Source organism: Enterococcus sp. 7F3_DIV0205 (assembly GCF_002141365.2).
Lineage (GTDB): Bacteria > Bacillota > Bacilli > Lactobacillales > Enterococcaceae > Enterococcus_L > Enterococcus_L palustris.
Genome location: NZ_CP147244.1, coordinates 1108924 through 1126117 on the forward strand (window position 1 = coordinate 1108924; position 17194 = coordinate 1126117).

The following is a 17194-nucleotide window of genomic DNA, read 5'->3' on the forward strand; positions in this document are numbered from 1 at the left end:
TATACTTCGATTGTACCATCAAGCTTCGTTTTTATCATTAGCTCATTTTATGAGGAAACAAGTTTATTGTAGGTTGAATTATTTAGCTTTAAAACCATTGAATAATAGGAGGAATCAGTATGAAGTACACAGTAATCACAGGGGCAAGTTCAGGAATCGGTTTGGAAACAGCAAAAGAATTCGGGAACCTCGGGAAAAATTTGATTTTAGTTGCCCGTAGAGAAGATCGCCTAGATCGCTTAAAAGAAGAAATTCTGTCTAAACATCCAACACTTGAGATTCTGACTAAAACAGTTGATCTGTCCCAAAGCAAAAACGTATTGGCTCTTTACAGCTCTCTAAAAGGATATGATATTGAAACATGGATCAATAATGCTGGTTTTGGCTACTATCATTCAGTAGCTGATCAAGATTTAACGAAAGTTAGCCAAATGCTGCATTTAAATATTGAAGCTTTGACATTATTATCCTCTCTTTATGTCACAGACTATAAAGACAAAGAAAATACGCAGTTGATCAATATTTCTTCTGCTGGTGGATATAAAAATGTTGCCAATGCTGCTACGTATTGCGCTACAAAATTTTATGTAAGTGCCTTTACTGAAGCTATCGCTTTAGAATTGCAAGCAAAAAAAGCCCAACTTAAAGCAAAGGTCTTAGCTCCAGCTGCAACTGAAACAGAATTTGCTCAAGTTGCGAATGGGTCAAAAACTTACGATTATACCAAAGGTTTTACCACATTTCACACAGCAAAAGAAATGGCGCAACTTCTTATTGATCTCTATCAAAGTCAAGAAGTTGTTGGGCTAGTTGACCGCGATACATTTGAGTTCAATTTATCAGGACCTATTTTTGACCATTACCAAACTGGAATTATCAATTTGTAGTGTTGTCAAAAATAAATTGAGACAGGGACATAACTCTAAAAGTCACATCCCTGCCTCAATTTAATTTTAAAATTTACAAGTCTACTCTTCAGTATCCAATAAGTATCTGCTAACAATAGCTGCAAGTACGCCACCTATCAGCGGAGCTACGATAAATACCCAAACCTGAGATAAAGCTTCTCCACCGGCAAAAATTGCTGGCCCTAAGCTTCTCGCTGGGTTGACAGATGTGCCAGTTAATGGAATTCCCACCAAATGGATCATTGTTAACGTCAAACCAATCACGATTCCTGCAAGTTTTGCGTTCCCTTTTTTAGCACTTGTGACCGTCATGATAACCAAAACAAAAATAAATGTTAAAATAATTTCTACTGTTAAGGCACCCATTGCGCTAAAATCACCAAAGCCATTCTGACCCAAGTTTGTTGTTTCTCTTCCTGAAGCATTTAAAATTGACAGTAAAGTAAAAGAAGCGATCAAACCACCAACAACTTGTCCAATGATATAGTAAATCAAATCCATTGTTGAAATTCGTTTATTGACCCACATTCCCAAAGAAACTGCTGGATTCAAATGCGCACCAGAAATCGTACCAATACTATAAGCCGCTGCAATGATCGTCAAGCCAAAAGCCAAAGCGATCCCTGTTGTGCCAATACCTTCTATCCCGCCTCCTAAAACAGCTGTCGCTGTACCAAAGAAAACCAAGATAAATGTTCCAAGACATTCTGCAATTGCTTTTTTCATACATTTCCCTCCCTTCTCCATGTTCTTACCTAGATTATCACAATCATGAAAATTTTCTTGATACTTTCAACTAAAATTGAGAGAAAATTTAATGAGTAATATCTCAATATGATTGATAAATATAATCATATGAGGAAAATCAAAAAAATACCAACAAAAAGCATTTAAATAATGCTCCTTTGTTGGTATTCAAAATCAATCTAAAAGTTGGATACCGATTCCTATAAGCCCCGGTCCAGTATGAACGACTAGCGCAGGGCTGATCGTACCAAAATAAATTTTTTCTGCTTGAGGAAACTGTTCTTTCAATTTTTCGTAGAAAGTTTCTGCTTCTGCTACCGCCTGTCCTTGCGCAACAGCCAAAACAAATTTTTTATGGTCTCCAACGAAGGCTTTCACTAATTCAAAGGTTTTATCCAAACTTTTTTTTCTACCTCGTGCTTTGGCAACCGTGTGATAAACACCATCTCCATTACATGAAATAATTGGGTTCAATTTTAAAGCATTTCCTAAAATGGAAGCAACTAACCCAATTCTTCCACCTTTTTGTAAATATTCAAGCGTTGCAACATTGAAAAAAACTTTAGATTTTGCCACATTAGTCGTTAATGTCATTTTGATTTCATCCCATGAGCGACCTTCTTCAATTATTTTAGCAGCTTCAATAGCTTGAAGACCACTACCAATTCCAATATTTTTAGTATCTAAAACAAATGTTTCCAATCCATCAAATTCTTCTGCTATCAAACGAACAACATTAAATGTTCCACTCAACCCACTAGAAATCGTAACAGCTAATACTTTTTCATAGCCATCTGCTTTGATTTTTTCAAAAATTTTCGTGATCGTCTCACCGTCAGGTAACGAAGTGCTAGGAATTTCTATAGGCAAGCGTTCATAAACTTCCTCTGGTGTGATATCGACTTTATCTGTATAAATACGGTCTTTATAAATGATCTGCAACGGAATCATATACATTCCATATTGTTCAACTAATTCTTGAGGCACGTCTGTCCCTGAATCTACTAAAAGAGCAATTTTTTCTTTATTCATTTTCTTGTTCTCCATTTTCTTCTAAGTTTTTTTGTGCCAATTCAATGACTTTTTCAGTAAACAATTTTGTTGCAAACGATAACGTTGCGCTTTTTACAATCAAAAATTCTACGGGTATCGGTTGATTAAATGCCGCAACTGGTTCCTTGTCTAACGCTTGTGCAACAACAACTGCTATAGCTGCTTCTTGCTCGTCGCAAAACAAATTATAAGCTTCACGAATCCCAACCGCTGCTCCTTGATAAAGAATACCTTGCTTGATTTCTGGTATTGTTAAAACTTGTTTTAATAACGTAATTGCGATTAAAAAAGCGAGATGTTTTTGATTATACCTTTTTTTAATAGGTGCTGGAATCAGTCCTAATTTCACATAGTTGTTGACCATTGATGAGGTGAGTAATGTATGTTTTTCTTTTAAAATAACTGGTGACAAGTAGCGTTCAACAAGTGTGATCACTTGATCCATATATAATTCTAATTCGGGTAATTCATGCCATCTTGGTAAATGGACATCTTCCAATTCTTTTCCCCAAATTTGTAAAGAGGCTTTTAATTCATTCACAAGATCCCTCCTTCTATTTACTAAAACAGTTTAACATTATTTCGAAAAACATTCAAACTAGTTTTGATAACCAGATTGAAAAATTAATAAAAAAACGAGTGAAACATAACTCTACGAGTCATATCCCACTCACATGAAATCCGAATAAAAAGTGAATTCTCTTTTTATTCCTAATAATCAAGAAACTCAATTGCCTTCTCTAGACTTAAAAATCATTAAACCCATCATCCTCTTCATCGCTGCGTTTAAATGGGTCAAAGTCAAATTTTCCCCTATTCGGAAAATCAGGTACTCCAAATAAATCACGGGGATCCATTTTTCCAGGTCCTCGACCAAAACCATGACTTCTATGTCTGCCGTGTTTATGTGCTCCTCTAAAATCACGCTCTTCTTCTGGAATTTCATCTTCTAAAGCTTCCAGTAATTTGTTCATAATATTTTTGAACGATTCTTGTTCTGATTCTGACAGTACATCAAAAAGTGTTTCTTCTTCTTGCTTGTTATTATCAGCTGCTGCTCTTCCCGCCTCTGTCAATCGAATCACCATCACGCGACGATCAGTTTTCAACGGTTCGCGGTTAATATATCCATTTCTCTCTAACTTACCTAATAATTCTCCTAGTGATTGAGGTCTCATATCCAACAAATAAGATAGCTCTTTTTGAGTTGTTTCAGGTTTAAGTTTTAATAAATTCAGCACTCTTCCTTGCCCTCTATGAGGATTACCAAAAGGTCCATGTTCTCTACGACGTTTCATAAAATATTTTTGCATCATTGCTTGTAATCGTAAAAATTGTTCAATCAATGTTTGTTCTTCCATAATTTAGTCCTCCATTGTCAATTATAAATCAGGTACCTGAATTATATTATAAAGGTACCTGTTGTTTTTGTCAACATTCACCAAAAAACCAATTGATATAAGCTGAAAAAATTATAAAGCTACCTTTATAATAGAAAAAAATCACTGAAGCAACTCAATGAGTCTGCTTACAGTGACTTATACTCTTCTTTACAGTTTTTTCAGTTGTCGTTTGCCTAAAATAATTCCGATTAAGAAGAACAACTCCAATAAAACAAAAAATAAAATAAAGCTATGCATAAAGAATTCTTCTGGTAAAACATTTATGATCGGATCGGTAACCGGATCGAACAACCAATCATCATTATTGAAAAAGACTCCATGAAATGCCACAAAAAACTGATCAAATCCGATTGCCATTAAAATCCCGAAAAATACTGGGATGATCATTCCCCATTGGAACGGACGAATCAATCGCCACATTCGCTTTGATTTGAACAGATGGAAAACAAACAGAGTGCTTGGAACCACCGTCACGATCAGCACACCATAACATAGTAAAAATAGACGCTTTACTTCATAAAAATGAAATGCCCCACTTGTTGATACAGGAAAATCGGATAATTGCAGTGTGTGACGAAATGGGTTATTTAAATAATTCATCAACTCACCAAAGTTTTTTAGTAATGTGGATTTATCCATGTCAACATAGGTCAAAATCTTCAAAGAATCAATATCAACGATATAAAGCGGGCGAAAATTAATAGTGATTGTAATACTCAGCGATAAGATAGTCAAAATCAAGCATACAATTCCTAGTCGTTCTCGCCAAATCCAATTTTTTTCCACACTCTTCATATCAAAAAGTCCAGTCATCTAGTGAATCAACAATATAAGTCGGCTGTTCAGGCAAATCCGCAACTGCTGACTTTGCTGTAAAACCAGATAAAACCAGTAAACTATCAATGCCATTTTGAAGACCAGACTGAATATCCGTTTCGTAGTTATCACCAACCATGATTACATCTTCTTTGCTCAGATCCATCACTTTTAGCGCTTCATTCATAATAACTGCATTTGGTTTCCCAATCATGATCGGCTCTGTCTGCGTCGCTGTTTGGACTAAAGAAATAAATGAGCCTGCACCAGGTAGCAGCCCACGTTCTGTCGGAATGCTTTTATCAGGATTTGTCCCAATAAAAGTTGCGCCATTTCTGATACAAAGTGAAGCTGTTGCAAATTTTTCATAGCTGATATCTGTATCTAAACCAACAACGACATAATCTGGTGATTCTTCATCCCATTGAAAACCAGCAGACAAAATCAAATCAACCAGCCCGGATTCTCCGATCACATAGACCCGATTGCCTTTTTCTTGTTCTTTCATATAATCGATTGTTGCAAGACTTGCTGTATAAACAGTTTTAGCTGATACATGAATATCGAATTCTTGTGCTAATCGATCTGAAACAGCCTCTGGTGTTTTTGTTGTATTGTTCGTCACGAAAAGAAAAGGCAAATTTAACTCCTGAAGACGTTCAACAAACCTCTTCCCTGCTGGAATGACTTCTTTGCCTAAATAAATCGTACCATCTAAATCAATCAAATATCCTTGATAATGCTTTTTCACAAATCATTACTCCTCACGTTGACGAATAGTAAATGAGCGGCCTTGGCCAGCACCATTATTTTGTTTTCCAACAACTGGTTTTTTCGGTTCATTTTCTTTGCGATTTTTAATCACAGGTTTTGTTTTATTTGTTACAGGCACACGTTTTTCATCTGTGTGCGCTTGGTTGTAATTCGCTGGCTTTTTGTTTGGTTTTTTGCGGCGTGTTTGTTGTTTCTCACGTTTCCCACCAACTCGCTCGATCACAAAATACGCACAGCCAAAGTTACAATACTCATACAAATAATCCTCTAGCGTATCGATTCTCTGTTCAGGTGCAGCTTTGCGATTTGATTCGTTGAAAAAACCTTTCAACCGAAGCTGATCGTAACCCCAGTCACCAACAATATAATCATATCTTGAAAGAACATCGCTAAAACGTTCTCCTAATCTCTCTGCATCAAAAGCTTCCCGATGATTTTTTACTAAAAGATACTCGCGCGTACCGATCGTCACATGTTTATCATCAACAAGTGTTACGACTTCACCTTTTTTCTTTTCTTTGACAGGTTCTTCTTTTATCTCTTCAAGGACAGCAGTGATTTCTTCTGTTAACGTCGCTGTTGTCTCTTCTTTTTGTTTAAATGGTTTAGCTGATTTGGATGTTTTTTTTACTTTTTCTGTCATTTTTTCACCGCCTAGACTTTATTATACCTTGTTTTTATTGGATTGGATAGTGCATGTTCAAGTAGTCACCTAAAACTGTTCTGATAAATTCCGGAAACAAAAATTCAACCTTGCCTGCAAGTTCGATCGTTGGAAAAAAAGGAATGAACATAAAGTGATCGACTGTAGTAAACGTATAGTTCTGCTTAAAATCGATGGGTTGATTTTTCCATAGAACTTGTTTTTTTTCTTTATCATACGTGATTCCGTCATAATACAATTCACCAAAGACTTTACCACGAAACCCCATTCCTGTAATTGGAAACTTTCGTAAATAGTGTCGATTTTTTTCCATTTCCTTAAGCATACGAATCAGTTCTGCTCCAGATAAGGTCACACGAATCAAATGCATCGGGTGAGGTAATGTTTCGTGAAGCTGATCTGCATCAATGATTCCTCTTGGTAGATCTGATAAAAACAACCCATTATTTAAAATCGCTGCATCTGTCTGGCCTTTTTCTTTTAAAGCTTTTAATGCTGTCACGATCAAAGGATGATCAGCCGCCATCTCGATTAAAAGAGGATGATCGATCTTCGCGATTTTTTTCGCCTTCAACAACTGATGGCCTAAAGCTAAGTAATCGTCACTTTCTCTTTGATCTTCAGCTAACGTTTCCTGTTCAGCCATTGATACTGCCTTTGCTTCACTATGAATAATTTTTACATTATCGATTGTTAAATGAACTTCTCCAAGATAATGACCAAATTTTCCAGCAGCAGATAGTTGTGTATCATTGATTTTTTCTCCTTCTTTAAACAGATGATGCGTATGAGAACCTAATAATACATTGATTTCAGGAAATTCGTTTGCTATTTTAATATCTTCGTCAATGCCCAAATGACTCATTAAGACTATAACATCACATTTTGCTTGAATTTCTCTAAGCAATGATGGCAATATCTCTTTGGTCGAACGTATATCCCACCCATTTGGATTATAGGTTAACGGAAATGGGGCGGTTAAAGCAATCAAACCGATCTTAGCTTTATCTTTTGTTTCTATAATCTTATAGGAACTCGCCCAATCAGGCGCCTGACCAGAGTTTAAATCAAATAAATTACCTAATATAACATCAAAATTTCGATGATCATATAAATGATTCAATTGCTCTTTGGAATTACCGACACCTTCATTATTACCGATGGTTGCTGCATCATAATCGACAGCATTCATCAGTTCAATATTGGCTTGACCATCGGTTGCTTCTGTCAATGGATGCCAACGATCAGCAAAATCTCCCAAGTCGACAGTTATTACGGTTTTACCTAATTTCTCATATTCTTCTTTATGACTGATCAGATACCGCCTGATTTTGGGCCAATTTTCTAAATGTGAATGCAAATCATTCGTGTGAAAGATGACGATTTCTTCCATAAACAGGCCTCCAAATTTCAGTATATAAAAGTATAGTACCATACTTCTAGATGAAGTATAATAAAGTAACCATAAAATTAAAGGAGATCAAAATGAAAATCACTGCACCTTTTGGACCGATATGGCTAGATGCCGATCATAAAGGCTTGACCTTAGTCTCATTTTTTGAGCTCAAAAACCATCAAACAAATTCTTTTACAGAACAAGCCGCAAAAGAACTGATAGACTATTTTTCTGGTGAACGAACGCATTTTACTGTCCCGTTATCCATCCAAAGCGGCACTGAGTTTCAAAGAAAAGTTTGGGCCGCTCTTACTCAAATCCCTTATGGAAAAACCTGCAGTTACCTAGAAATCGCTCAAGCTATTGGTTCACCAAAAGCAGTTCGAGCAATCGGTCAGGCAAACAGCAAAAATCCGCTTCCGATCATTGTTCCTTGTCATCGAGTGATTGGCAAAAATGGGCAATTAACAGGCTATTTAGGTAGTTCTGAACATGACGGGCTCAGTATCAAAATGTTCTTGTTACAAGTGGAAAATGGATTACTGGATTAGGTTCCGTTTTAAACTATTCGAAGCATCAAAAATAACGAGAAACAAAACTTTCTTCGTTCTGTTTCTCGTTATTTTTTTCTGTATAAATAAAACGGCTATCTCTTAAAAAAGATTAGTTGCTCCCCTCATTGTCATTACTCTCTTTGCCACGATATTTTTCTAGGTATTGCTCTTTTGTCATAACATCATCCACACTCATATTAAATTCAATCAGCTCTAAACCAGTCATATGAGCAATCGCTTCTTTTACTAGTTCAACAGTTTGATCAAAGACAGTTGAAATATTAACATCGTATTTGCAAATCACGGATACATCTACCGCTACTTGTTTTGTTCCGACTTCCACTCCAATGCCTTTTGTCACATCTTCGTTATCTCTAAATCGGTCAGCAAAATCGGTAAAAAGATTGCCGCTCAATCCTAAGATCCCATCAATATCAGAAATAACCACACCTACGATTTTTTTGATCACAACATCACCGAACGTCAATTTTGCTTTTAATCCACTTGTATTGTTCTCTACTGCCTCTGCCATTTGCATTCACTCCTTCAATATAATTTTAAATTCCTATCATAGATCTAACTGAATCTATCAAGGAATAGATATCTAAATCTTCATCCCGCATTTTTCCGATAATAAATCCAACGGCTGCGAAAATTAGTAAGACCAATGTTTTTCCAAAGCCAATCAGTAATAACAAGAGAGCTAATAGGAAAAACAAGGTTGTCCAAATAATCCGAAAACGATACGGTCTAAGCTGCTTGAGCCAGTGTTCTTTTTTCTCTTGATCCATGACGTTTCCCTCCTATATCACTCGTGATTGTTTTTTACCAAAAGCTGTAGATTCTGTCGGTTCTTTTTCTCTTAATTGAACCGTTACGCGGCTATCAATTGATTCCAGGGCTGTGTCTGATGCTCCTTGTACCGCTTCTTTGATTTCTTCTCCTAAAGGTTGATAACGCTCTTTGCTTCGAACATCAACTTTCAATTTAATGGCTACTTTTTCTTTACCCTTGATTCTAACTGTCATTTTCGTTTTATCTGGATGGATGATGGTGCTGTAAGCATCTTTCACAATTTGTTCTACAGTGCTTTTAGGTACTTCGATCCGATTCTTACCGTCCTTTATGACTAGACGTTTTCTTCGTCCAGAAACTGAAAGTACTGCCACCAAACTAAGCAGTAAAAGACCTCCTAAGATAAGTAAAGTCCATTCAAAAAAACTGAATAACCAAGGATAATTGTAAAGAAGCCCATCTACTTGGTAAGACAGCCAAGGAATATCGACCAACTGACTAAGTGAGCCCAGTGTTCCGATAAACAGTATGAGTATGATAAATAAAAAAATAATTTTCAGCAAACGTTTCATATACTTCCCTCCTTTGAGATTAGTCCTTTCGTTTCTGATTAAATTGTAACGCCTAAAAAAAAGTATTACAAAAGATACGAATTTCTTTTTTTCTCCAGACATTTTATTTTGCTCAGATTATATAAAAAAAACGATTGAATTTATAAGATTCAGCAAATCATTTGCTGGATGCACAAGTTCAATCGTCTTTTTTAATTATTCATCTAAATATTCTTCTTTAGAAAATTCAGTGTCTTCATATTCTCCACTATCTCCATAAAATTGATTGTAACGTTGTTTAAATTTACGGAAAATATAGGTAACTAGCACCTTGGCAATAGCATAAATAGGAATTCCAAAAATCAAGCCGAACATCCCTAGTAAATCCCCCATCACCAATAATACGATCACAATCGTCAATGGATGCACGACTAGTCGTTTTCCCATCACTTGAGGTGCAATCAAATGTCCATTCAACATTTGGACAAGCATCCAAACTAGGCTCATTTTAATAAACATACCAAATGACACCATCAATGCGACAATTGCAGCTGGAATGAATGCTATGACAGGTCCTATATAAGGAATCACGGCAGTAATCCCAACAATAATCGATAACGTTCCTGAATAAGGTACTTTAACAAGCCAAAAACCAATGAATGTTAAGATACCAATAGCGATCGACACCAAAATTTGCCCTTTTAAATAGGCACCAACTTGGCTACTCATTGTTGCCCCAATTTCTTTCGCATCGTTTCTAAAACGTGGGGGTATAATGTTCAAAATAAAAGAGAAAAACTTACGATCATCTTTCAATAAGAAAAAAGTAATGATTGGAGCCGTTACCATCACAAGTGCAAAACCAGTCAAGGTAGAAAAGACCGTCGAAGCTCCCTCCACAGCTTTACTAAAATAACTTCCTATGCCATCTGAAACGTTATCAAACCATCTTTGAATACCATCTAAAGCATTGGCTAAAGGTTTTTCTAATGCAGAATTATGGAAAAAATCTGTGACCATTTTATTTAGATCGTCCATATATTGTGGAAAGCTTTTGACTAATCCATCCACCTGTTTTTGCAGAATCGGAACAACTAAAATAATACCGATAACGATCAATGCAATCAAAATAATAAAAATAGCCGAAACACCATACACTCGTTTCACTTTATGTTTTTCTAACCAGTTGACGACTGGATTGAATAAATAATACAAAATCAACGCTAAAATTGTTGGTCCAATAATTGTTTTGAACACAACACCGATCGGACCAAAAATAAAACCAACCTGATGAAAAATAAAAATCACTGCACCTAACAACAATAAAGCAACAAGTGTGAATAATAGATTTTTTCCACCAAGAAATTTGATCCAACGAGTTTCTTGTTTCTTTTCCATTTGATCCCTCCTTAAAATAAAAGTGTAATGGGCTTGATAAGGGGCGTTGAAAAATAGGAAAATATGGTAGTGATGCTTTTTGTCACTAACAGATTTTATCTTTTTTCATAGAGCCTAGCCCATAGAACTAGACAATTTAAAAGTGTAATGGGCTTGTTAAGGGGCGTTGAAAAATAGGATAGTGATGCTTTTTATCACTAACATATTTTATCTTTTTTTCAAGAGACAAATCCCACTAGGCAAGATAGCGTTACTTCTTTATTGTAACGAAAAAAATGGAATCTGTAAAAAAATTTTCCCTTCATTATTCTGCTTTTCAAATAGAAAATCACTCAGTCGTTAAATAACTAACTGAGTGATTTTATTGGTTAATTTGCTGATTTGCGTCCTTTACGTTGCGTTGCTTCCATAATAACAGGAAGAATCACTGGACGACGTTTGGTTTGTTCAAATAAGTAGCGACTCAGTTGCTCACGAATATCTTGCTTTAACTTGCTCCATTCAAAATCGCTGCTCTCAAGATGCTTTTCAACAATCTCGGTTACGATACTGCTACTTTCTTTCATCAAGTCTTTGCTTGTTTTCACATAGACAAAACCTCTTGATGTGATTTTAGCAGGTGAAACAATTCTTTTTTCGCGACGATTGATTGTGACAACAGCTACAAAAATACCATCTTCAGATAATATTCTACGATCACGAAGCACGATATTTCCGATATCTCCCACACCAATTCCATCAATCATGATGTTATCAGCAGTTGTACTGCCAGCAACATTCATTTTTTGTTTACTGTATTCAAGGATATCCCCTCGACCAGTAATGAAAATATTTTTGTATGGAATGCCTAATTCATGGGCTAAATCTGCATGGGCTGCCAATTGACGATATTCACCTTGGATCGGAACAAAATATTTTGGTTTCATCAAATTTAGCATCAACTGTAAATCATTTGGACTTGCATGACCTGAAACACGCAGATTATCAGAGATTTGTTTCACTACACCACCTGCACGGTATACAATGTCTTCTGTCTTAGCAACAGCCGTTTCCATCGCAGTCGTTGGCGTTGTGGTGATATAAACTAAATCGCCTTCTTTGATTTTAATGACACGATGTGTACCATTAGCCATTTTTTGTAATGACTTGATTGGTTCCCCCATCGTTCCTGTCTCTAAAATCACTAATTGATCAGATTGATATTTTTTCATATCTTTCACACTGATGATTAAATCTTCACTAGGTAATTTTAATTTGTCCAATTTGATGGCAGTGTTGATGATTCGTTGGAAATCCTGCCCAGTTAAAACAATTTTACGGTCGGATTTGTGGGCAGCATCTAAAACTTGCTGTACACGTTGTAAATTACTCGCCACACAAGCTACGATAATGCGGCCTTCCCAATAACGGATTGTATCAAAAACTTCATCTGCAATCTGAAGTTCAGAAACGATTTGAGTTGGGTTTTCTGCATTAGAAGAGTCACTCAACAACGCTAAAACTCCTTCATTGCCGATTTCAGCTAAACGACCAAAATCTGTTTGATACATTGGAATCGCACTTTGATCAAACTTGAAATCTCCTGTGTAGACGATGTTACCTTCTTTAGTTTTTAAATTGATTCCAATAGAATCTGGAATCGTGTGTGTTGTTCGGAAGAAGCTGATTGTTGCATGTGCAAAATCAATTTCTGTATGGGCATCAACCACATGGAAATCATTAAAATCTTTAGAATCTGCATGATCTCCTACGTTTAATTTTGCTAACTCAACGGTTAATTCCGTTCCGAATACTGGTACATGAACTTTAGATAAAAGATATGGTAACGCTCCGATTGCATCGGCATGACCATGTGTTAAGAAAATCCCTGCGACACGATCGATATTTTCCACCAAATACGTAAAATCGGGAATGACCACATCAATTCCTAATAGCTCATTTTCTGGATATTTTAATCCACAATCCAGTACAAAAATTTCATCTTCCACTTCTGCGATGTACATATTTTTACCATTTTCACGAACGCCGCCTAATGGAACGATTTTTATTGTACTCACTCATTTCACCTCTCTATATTCTCATACTGAATCAAAGATCCAGTATGCTTAAAATTTTCGCCTTTTCTTCAGAAGTACATGGTACAAGAGGTAAACGTAAATCACCAACGGAAATACCCATTTGATTCAATACAGCTTTTACGGGAGCCGGAGATGGCACTGAGAACAGTGCATTCATCTTAGGTAATAACTGACGCTGGATGCTTGCAGCTTTTTTAATTTCTCCTTGATCCAACGCTTGAAACATGTCATACATTTCCGTTCCAAAAACATGGCTGGCAACTGACATTACACCTTGTCCGCCCAAAGCTTTGTTTGAAAAAGCTAAGGAGTCTTCCCCAGTATACACTAAAAAGTCTTTTGGCGCCTTTTCTATCAACTCGGTCAATGCATCTAAACCGAAACATTCTTTGACTGCAATGATATTATCCAATTCTGCTAAGCGCAAAGTCGTTGCTACATCAAGACTTGCCACCGTTCTCCCTGGAACGTTATATATAATGATGGGCAAATCACTCGCCTCAGCAATTGCTTTAAAATGTTGATATAATCCTTCTTGGTTTGGTTTATTATAATACGGAACGACAGCCAAACCAGCATCAATACCTCTAATTGCAGATATTTCTTGCACAAATTCAACAGAATCCCGTGTATCATTGGTTCCCACACCACAAATGATTGGAACTCGACCATCAACCAAACGAATTACTTCATTAAACAAATCGATTTCTTCATCATGTGTTAACGTTGGTGATTCCCCTGTTGTTCCTGCTAAAATAATACCTTCTGTATGGTGATCAAGCAAGTGATTCACTAATTGGGGCAGCTTAGCAAAATCAATTGCCCCACTTTCGTCAAAAGGTGTAACCATTGCTGTAATGATCGTTGCATTTTTTAAATTCATACTTACTACCTCCTAATTTAAAAGCGTAGCAGGCTCGTTTAGACTCGTAGAAAAACAGGTAAATTTGCTTGTAACTTTTTTTCACAAGCAGATTTTTTTTTACAGAGTCTAGCCTACAAAGCTAAACAAACATTTAAACTCTTACCAAATCCATCTCATGTAATGTTTCCGCAATTTGAACTGAATTCCAGGCAGCACCTTTTAATAGATTATCCGAAACAACCCACATATGGTAGCCTTTCTCAATATCAATATCTTGACGAATTCTTCCAACAAATGTTTCTTTACGATCAATACTTGTTAAAGCTTGCGGATAAAGTTGCTTACTTGGATCGTCTTGTAAAACAACACCTGGCGCATTAGCAATCAATTCTTTGATTGTGCTCACATCCGAACCTTCTTCTTTAACTTCGATATAAATCGATTCAGAATGACCAGATAAAACAGGAATCCGAACACAGGTTGCAACCACTTTGATGCTGTCATCTTCCATGATTTTCTTCGTTTCGTTGATCATCTTCCATTCCTCATAAGTATAATCAGCGTCCGCAAAGACATCGATCTGAGGTAATGCGTTGAATGCGATTGGATAGTGTTTTTTATCGCCACCAGCTGGTAAAATAGCCGCTTCTAATTGATCCGCAGGCGTACCATTGATATACGCTAATGCTTGTGATTTTAGCTCCTCCATTGCATTGATCCCTGCTCCACTAACTGCCTGATAAGTTGAAACAATCAAACGGTCTAAACCATATGCCTGTCTGATAGGTTCAAGTGCTACCATCATTTGAATCGTCGAACAATTCGGATTGGCAATGATTCCTTTATGACGTTTTAACGCTTTCGGATTGACTTCTGGCACTACTAAAGGTACTTCTGGATCCATTCTGTAGTGACTTGTATTATCAACAACGACCGCTCCGCGTTTCACTGCTTCTGGTGCAAATTGTTTTGAGATATTGCCTCCTGCACTAAATAATGCAATATCCACGTCTGTAAATGATTCAGGTACTAACTCTTCGATTACAAGGGTTTGCCCCTTAAACGTTACTTCTTTTCCCGCAGAACGTTTTGAAGCTAAAAGTTTTACCTGATTCATCGGTAATGATGATTCTTCCAACATTTGGATCATTTTGGTACCCACAGCACCAGTTGCGCCTACCACGGCAACATTGTACATTTTTTTCATACTTATTGATCTCCTCTCAAATTCCTGAAGAAAGTTGCTTTTTCTATTTTACCATAATATTGACTTTTACTACATAGGAAGTAAAATGATTTTGCTTTAATTTTGTCAAAAAAGAAAAAGAAAATTCGGAATACTAACCGTTCAAATCATTTTTTAATGGCGTTCTTATGATTGGTGCAACATAGTCGACTAATTATTTTTGCAGATTTATACTGTTTTAGCACCACATTTTTGAGAGGATGATTAGATGTATACTGTAGCGGATTATTTATTAGACCGTTTAAAAGAATTGGGTATCGATGAAATATTCGGCGTTCCTGGTGATTATAACCTACAATTTTTAGACCACATAACCGCAAGACAAGATCTTGAATGGATTGGCAATGCGAATGAGTTGAATGCAGCTTATATGGCAGATGGCTATGCTAGAACAAAAGGGATTTCAGCGTTTGTCACAACGTTTGGGGTTGGCGAATTAAGTGCTATCAATGGTTTAGCAGGAAGCTTTGCAGAAAATGTGCCTGTTGTTGAAATTGTGGGTTCACCAACAACGACCGTTCAGAATGATAAAAAACTTGTCCACCACACATTAGGCGACGGCAACTTTCTACACTTTGAAAAAATGCATAAAGAAGTAACAGCGGCTATTGCTCATCTAACAGCAGAAAATGCTTTAACTGAAATCGATCGTGTACTCACTATTGCTATGATTGAAAAACGCCCTGTTTATATTAATTTACCGATTGATGTTGCAGATTTCAAAGTGACTCCTCCTCTAAGCCCGTTAAGTCAATCAGTGGAAAAACTAACGGATGTTGAAACAGCTATTTTGGATAAAGTTGAAAAAGCATTATCTCAAGCAAAAAATCCAGTTGTGATTGCTGGTCATGAGATTTTAAGTTACCATATTGAACATCAATTGGATGAATTTATCCAAAAATTTAATCTGCCAATCACAACTTTACCACTTGGAAAGAGCGCATTTAATGAAGAAGACCCACATTATTTAGGCACTTACTCAGGTTCCACAACGGAAGAACCACTAAAAAATCGTGTTGATACAGCAGATTTGGTTTTACTATTAGGTGCTAAGTTGACAGATTCTGCTACGTCTGGCTTTAGTTTTGGCTTTACAGATCAACAAATTATTTCGATTGGCAGCACTGAAGTTTTGTTTTATGGCGAAACATTTGAAGCAGTACAGTTAGATCGTTTTGTTTCGGCTTTGACAACTCTTTCTTTTTGTAGATATGAAGATGAAATACAACCAGTAACTCGAATCTCAAGTCAAGCAATCAAAGATGAAAAACTATCACAAAAACAATTTTGGGAAATGGTAGAAACATTCCTTATTCCAGGCGATACTGTCATTGGCGAACAAGGCACCTCTTTCTTTGGCTTAACAAATGTTGCGTTAAAAAGAAATATGCATTTTATCGGCCAGCCTTTATGGGGCTCGATTGGCTACACATTCCCTTCTGCATTAGGGAGTCAACTTGCCAATCAAGCGAGTCGGCATCTTTTGTTTATTGGTGATGGATCCTTGCAACTGACTGTGCAGGAATTAGGGACTGCTTTAAGAGAAAAACTGACCCCAATTGTTTTTGTTATCAACAATAATGGTTATACAGTGGAACGAGAAATCCATGGCGCAACAGAACAATACAATGATATTCCGATGTGGGATTATCAAAACTTACCCTTAGTATTTGGTGGAAATGACCAAACCGTTGCAACCTACAAAGTCACTACAACAATCGAGTTAGATGAAGTCATGAAGACCGCTAGAAAAGATACAAAACGATTACAATGGATCGAAGTTGTAATGGACCAAGAAGATGCACCTGAGTTATTGAAAAAACTAGCGAAAATTTTTGCAAAACAAAATTCTTAGAACAACCGTTGATAAGACGGAATCTATTGACTTTCTATACTATTTTGTTATAGTTAAAAGCGACATTTACTTAATTTGAAGGAGTGAATAA

At 36.4% G+C, this 17194-nt stretch carries 18 protein-coding genes; 3 read left to right on the forward strand and 15 right to left on the reverse strand.

Features of this window, described 5'->3' with window-relative positions:
• Positions 1-119 precede the first annotated feature (119 nt).
• The gene (locus A5821_RS05255) at positions 120-887 is read left to right on the forward strand and encodes an SDR family NAD(P)-dependent oxidoreductase (protein WP_086313539.1); all 768 of its coding nucleotides are present in this window, start codon (positions 120-122) and stop codon (positions 885-887) included.
• A gap of 81 nt (positions 888-968) precedes the next feature.
• Here the strand turns inward: A5821_RS05255 and A5821_RS05260 are convergent, their stop codons facing one another.
• From A5821_RS05260 to A5821_RS05295, 8 genes are all read right to left on the reverse strand, one after another.
• Entirely contained in the window at positions 969-1634 is a 666-nt protein-coding gene (locus A5821_RS05260; protein WP_086313540.1) for an MIP family channel protein, read from the reverse strand.
• Positions 1635-1829: 195 nt separating this feature from the next.
• Entirely contained in the window at positions 1830-2687 is an 858-nt protein-coding gene (locus A5821_RS05265) for a DegV family protein (RefSeq protein ID WP_086313541.1), read from the reverse strand.
• Positions 2680-3249, reverse strand: a complete 570-nt coding sequence (locus tag A5821_RS05270) for a DUF1836 domain-containing protein (RefSeq protein ID WP_086313542.1) — start codon at positions 3247-3249, stop codon at positions 2680-2682. Before A5821_RS05270 ends, A5821_RS05265 begins: the two co-directional genes overlap by 8 nt.
• A 205-nt stretch (positions 3250-3454) precedes the next feature.
• Positions 3455-4069, reverse strand: a complete 615-nt coding sequence (locus A5821_RS05275) for a MarR family winged helix-turn-helix transcriptional regulator (protein WP_086313543.1) — start codon at positions 4067-4069, stop codon at positions 3455-3457.
• A gap of 189 nt (positions 4070-4258) precedes the next feature.
• The gene (locus tag A5821_RS05280) at positions 4259-4906 is read right to left on the reverse strand and encodes a TIGR01906 family membrane protein (protein WP_170922959.1); all 648 of its coding nucleotides are present in this window, start codon (positions 4904-4906) and stop codon (positions 4259-4261) included.
• 1 nt (position 4907) lies between these two features.
• Complete coding sequence (locus tag A5821_RS05285) at positions 4908-5678, reverse strand: TIGR01457 family HAD-type hydrolase (protein ID WP_086313545.1); 771 nt, start codon at positions 5676-5678, stop codon at positions 4908-4910.
• Between the two features lie 6 nt (positions 5679-5684).
• Positions 5685-6344: a YutD family protein gene (locus A5821_RS05290; protein WP_086313546.1), complete on the reverse strand. Its 660-nt coding sequence runs from the start codon at positions 6342-6344 to the stop codon at positions 5685-5687.
• A gap of 34 nt (positions 6345-6378) precedes the next feature.
• Positions 6379-7758 carry a bifunctional metallophosphatase/5'-nucleotidase gene (locus A5821_RS05295; RefSeq protein ID WP_086313547.1) on the reverse strand — a complete coding sequence of 460 codons (1380 nt, stop codon included), beginning with the start codon at positions 7756-7758 and terminating at the stop codon, positions 6379-6381.
• A 92-nt stretch (positions 7759-7850) separates the two neighbouring features.
• Between A5821_RS05295 and A5821_RS05300 the strand changes: the two genes are divergently transcribed.
• Positions 7851-8312 (forward strand): methylated-DNA--[protein]-cysteine S-methyltransferase, encoded by a 462-nt coding sequence (locus A5821_RS05300; RefSeq protein ID WP_086313548.1) that lies wholly within the window; start codon positions 7851-7853, stop codon positions 8310-8312.
• Between the two features lie 112 nt (positions 8313-8424).
• On the opposite strand, the gene A5821_RS05305 is transcribed toward A5821_RS05300, so the two are convergent.
• The 7 genes from A5821_RS05305 to A5821_RS05335 all read right to left on the reverse strand — a co-directional run bounded on the left by A5821_RS05305 (position 8425) and on the right by A5821_RS05335 (position 15209).
• Positions 8425-8847: an Asp23/Gls24 family envelope stress response protein gene (locus A5821_RS05305; protein ID WP_086313549.1), complete on the reverse strand. Its 423-nt coding sequence runs from the start codon at positions 8845-8847 to the stop codon at positions 8425-8427.
• Positions 8848-8872: 25 nt separating this feature from the next.
• The gene (locus A5821_RS05310) at positions 8873-9106 is read right to left on the reverse strand and encodes a DUF2273 domain-containing protein (protein WP_086313550.1); all 234 of its coding nucleotides are present in this window, start codon (positions 9104-9106) and stop codon (positions 8873-8875) included.
• A gap of 12 nt (positions 9107-9118) precedes the next feature.
• A complete protein-coding gene (gene amaP / locus A5821_RS05315; protein ID WP_086313551.1) occupies positions 9119-9682 on the reverse strand; it encodes an alkaline shock response membrane anchor protein AmaP in 564 nt (187 codons plus the stop codon).
• A gap of 195 nt (positions 9683-9877) precedes the next feature.
• On the reverse strand, positions 9878-11059 hold the full coding sequence (locus tag A5821_RS05320) for an AI-2E family transporter (protein WP_086313552.1): 1182 nt from the start codon (positions 11057-11059) through the stop codon (positions 9878-9880).
• A gap of 368 nt (positions 11060-11427) precedes the next feature.
• Positions 11428-13116 carry a ribonuclease J gene (locus A5821_RS05325; protein ID WP_086313553.1) on the reverse strand — a complete coding sequence of 563 codons (1689 nt, stop codon included), beginning with the start codon at positions 13114-13116 and terminating at the stop codon, positions 11428-11430.
• A gap of 31 nt (positions 13117-13147) precedes the next feature.
• The gene (gene dapA, locus A5821_RS05330) at positions 13148-14020 is read right to left on the reverse strand and encodes a 4-hydroxy-tetrahydrodipicolinate synthase (RefSeq protein WP_086313554.1); all 873 of its coding nucleotides are present in this window, start codon (positions 14018-14020) and stop codon (positions 13148-13150) included.
• A gap of 133 nt (positions 14021-14153) precedes the next feature.
• Positions 14154-15209 carry an aspartate-semialdehyde dehydrogenase gene (locus tag A5821_RS05335; RefSeq protein ID WP_086313555.1) on the reverse strand — a complete coding sequence of 352 codons (1056 nt, stop codon included), beginning with the start codon at positions 15207-15209 and terminating at the stop codon, positions 14154-14156.
• Between the two features lie 247 nt (positions 15210-15456).
• Between A5821_RS05335 and A5821_RS05340 the strand changes: the two genes are divergently transcribed.
• Complete coding sequence (locus A5821_RS05340; protein WP_086313556.1) at positions 15457-17103, forward strand: alpha-keto acid decarboxylase family protein; 1647 nt, start codon at positions 15457-15459, stop codon at positions 17101-17103.
• The last annotated feature ends 91 nt before the right edge of the window (positions 17104-17194 follow it).

What these genes read in the sequence shown, in the direction of transcription:
- dapA (WP_086313554.1), bottom strand. Translation starts at nt 14,020, where the DNA reads ATGAATTTAAAAAATGCAACGATCATTACAGCAATGGTTACACCTTTT.
- A5821_RS05295 (WP_086313547.1), bottom strand. Translation starts at nt 7,758, where the DNA reads ATGGAAGAAATCGTCATCTTTCACACGAATGATTTGCATTCACATTTA.
- A5821_RS05275 (WP_086313543.1), bottom strand. Translation starts at nt 4,069, where the DNA reads ATGGAAGAACAAACATTGATTGAACAATTTTTACGATTACAAGCAATG.
- A5821_RS05310 (WP_086313550.1), bottom strand. Translation starts at nt 9,106, where the DNA reads ATGGATCAAGAGAAAAAAGAACACTGGCTCAAGCAGCTTAGACCGTAT.
- A5821_RS05340 (WP_086313556.1), top strand. Translation starts at nt 15,457, where the DNA reads ATGTATACTGTAGCGGATTATTTATTAGACCGTTTAAAAGAATTGGGT.
- amaP (WP_086313551.1), bottom strand. Translation starts at nt 9,682, where the DNA reads ATGAAACGTTTGCTGAAAATTATTTTTTTATTTATCATACTCATACTG.
- A5821_RS05255 (WP_086313539.1), top strand. Translation starts at nt 120, where the DNA reads ATGAAGTACACAGTAATCACAGGGGCAAGTTCAGGAATCGGTTTGGAA.
- A5821_RS05300 (WP_086313548.1), top strand. Translation starts at nt 7,851, where the DNA reads ATGAAAATCACTGCACCTTTTGGACCGATATGGCTAGATGCCGATCAT.
- A5821_RS05305 (WP_086313549.1), bottom strand. Translation starts at nt 8,847, where the DNA reads ATGGCAGAGGCAGTAGAGAACAATACAAGTGGATTAAAAGCAAAATTG.
- A5821_RS05335 (WP_086313555.1), bottom strand. Translation starts at nt 15,209, where the DNA reads ATGAAAAAAATGTACAATGTTGCCGTGGTAGGCGCAACTGGTGCTGTG.
- A5821_RS05280 (WP_170922959.1), bottom strand. Translation starts at nt 4,906, where the DNA reads ATGAAGAGTGTGGAAAAAAATTGGATTTGGCGAGAACGACTAGGAATT.
- A5821_RS05290 (WP_086313546.1), bottom strand. Translation starts at nt 6,344, where the DNA reads ATGACAGAAAAAGTAAAAAAAACATCCAAATCAGCTAAACCATTTAAA.
- A5821_RS05265 (WP_086313541.1), bottom strand. Translation starts at nt 2,687, where the DNA reads ATGAATAAAGAAAAAATTGCTCTTTTAGTAGATTCAGGGACAGACGTG.
- A5821_RS05260 (WP_086313540.1), bottom strand. Translation starts at nt 1,634, where the DNA reads ATGAAAAAAGCAATTGCAGAATGTCTTGGAACATTTATCTTGGTTTTC.
- A5821_RS05320 (WP_086313552.1), bottom strand. Translation starts at nt 11,059, where the DNA reads ATGGAAAAGAAACAAGAAACTCGTTGGATCAAATTTCTTGGTGGAAAA.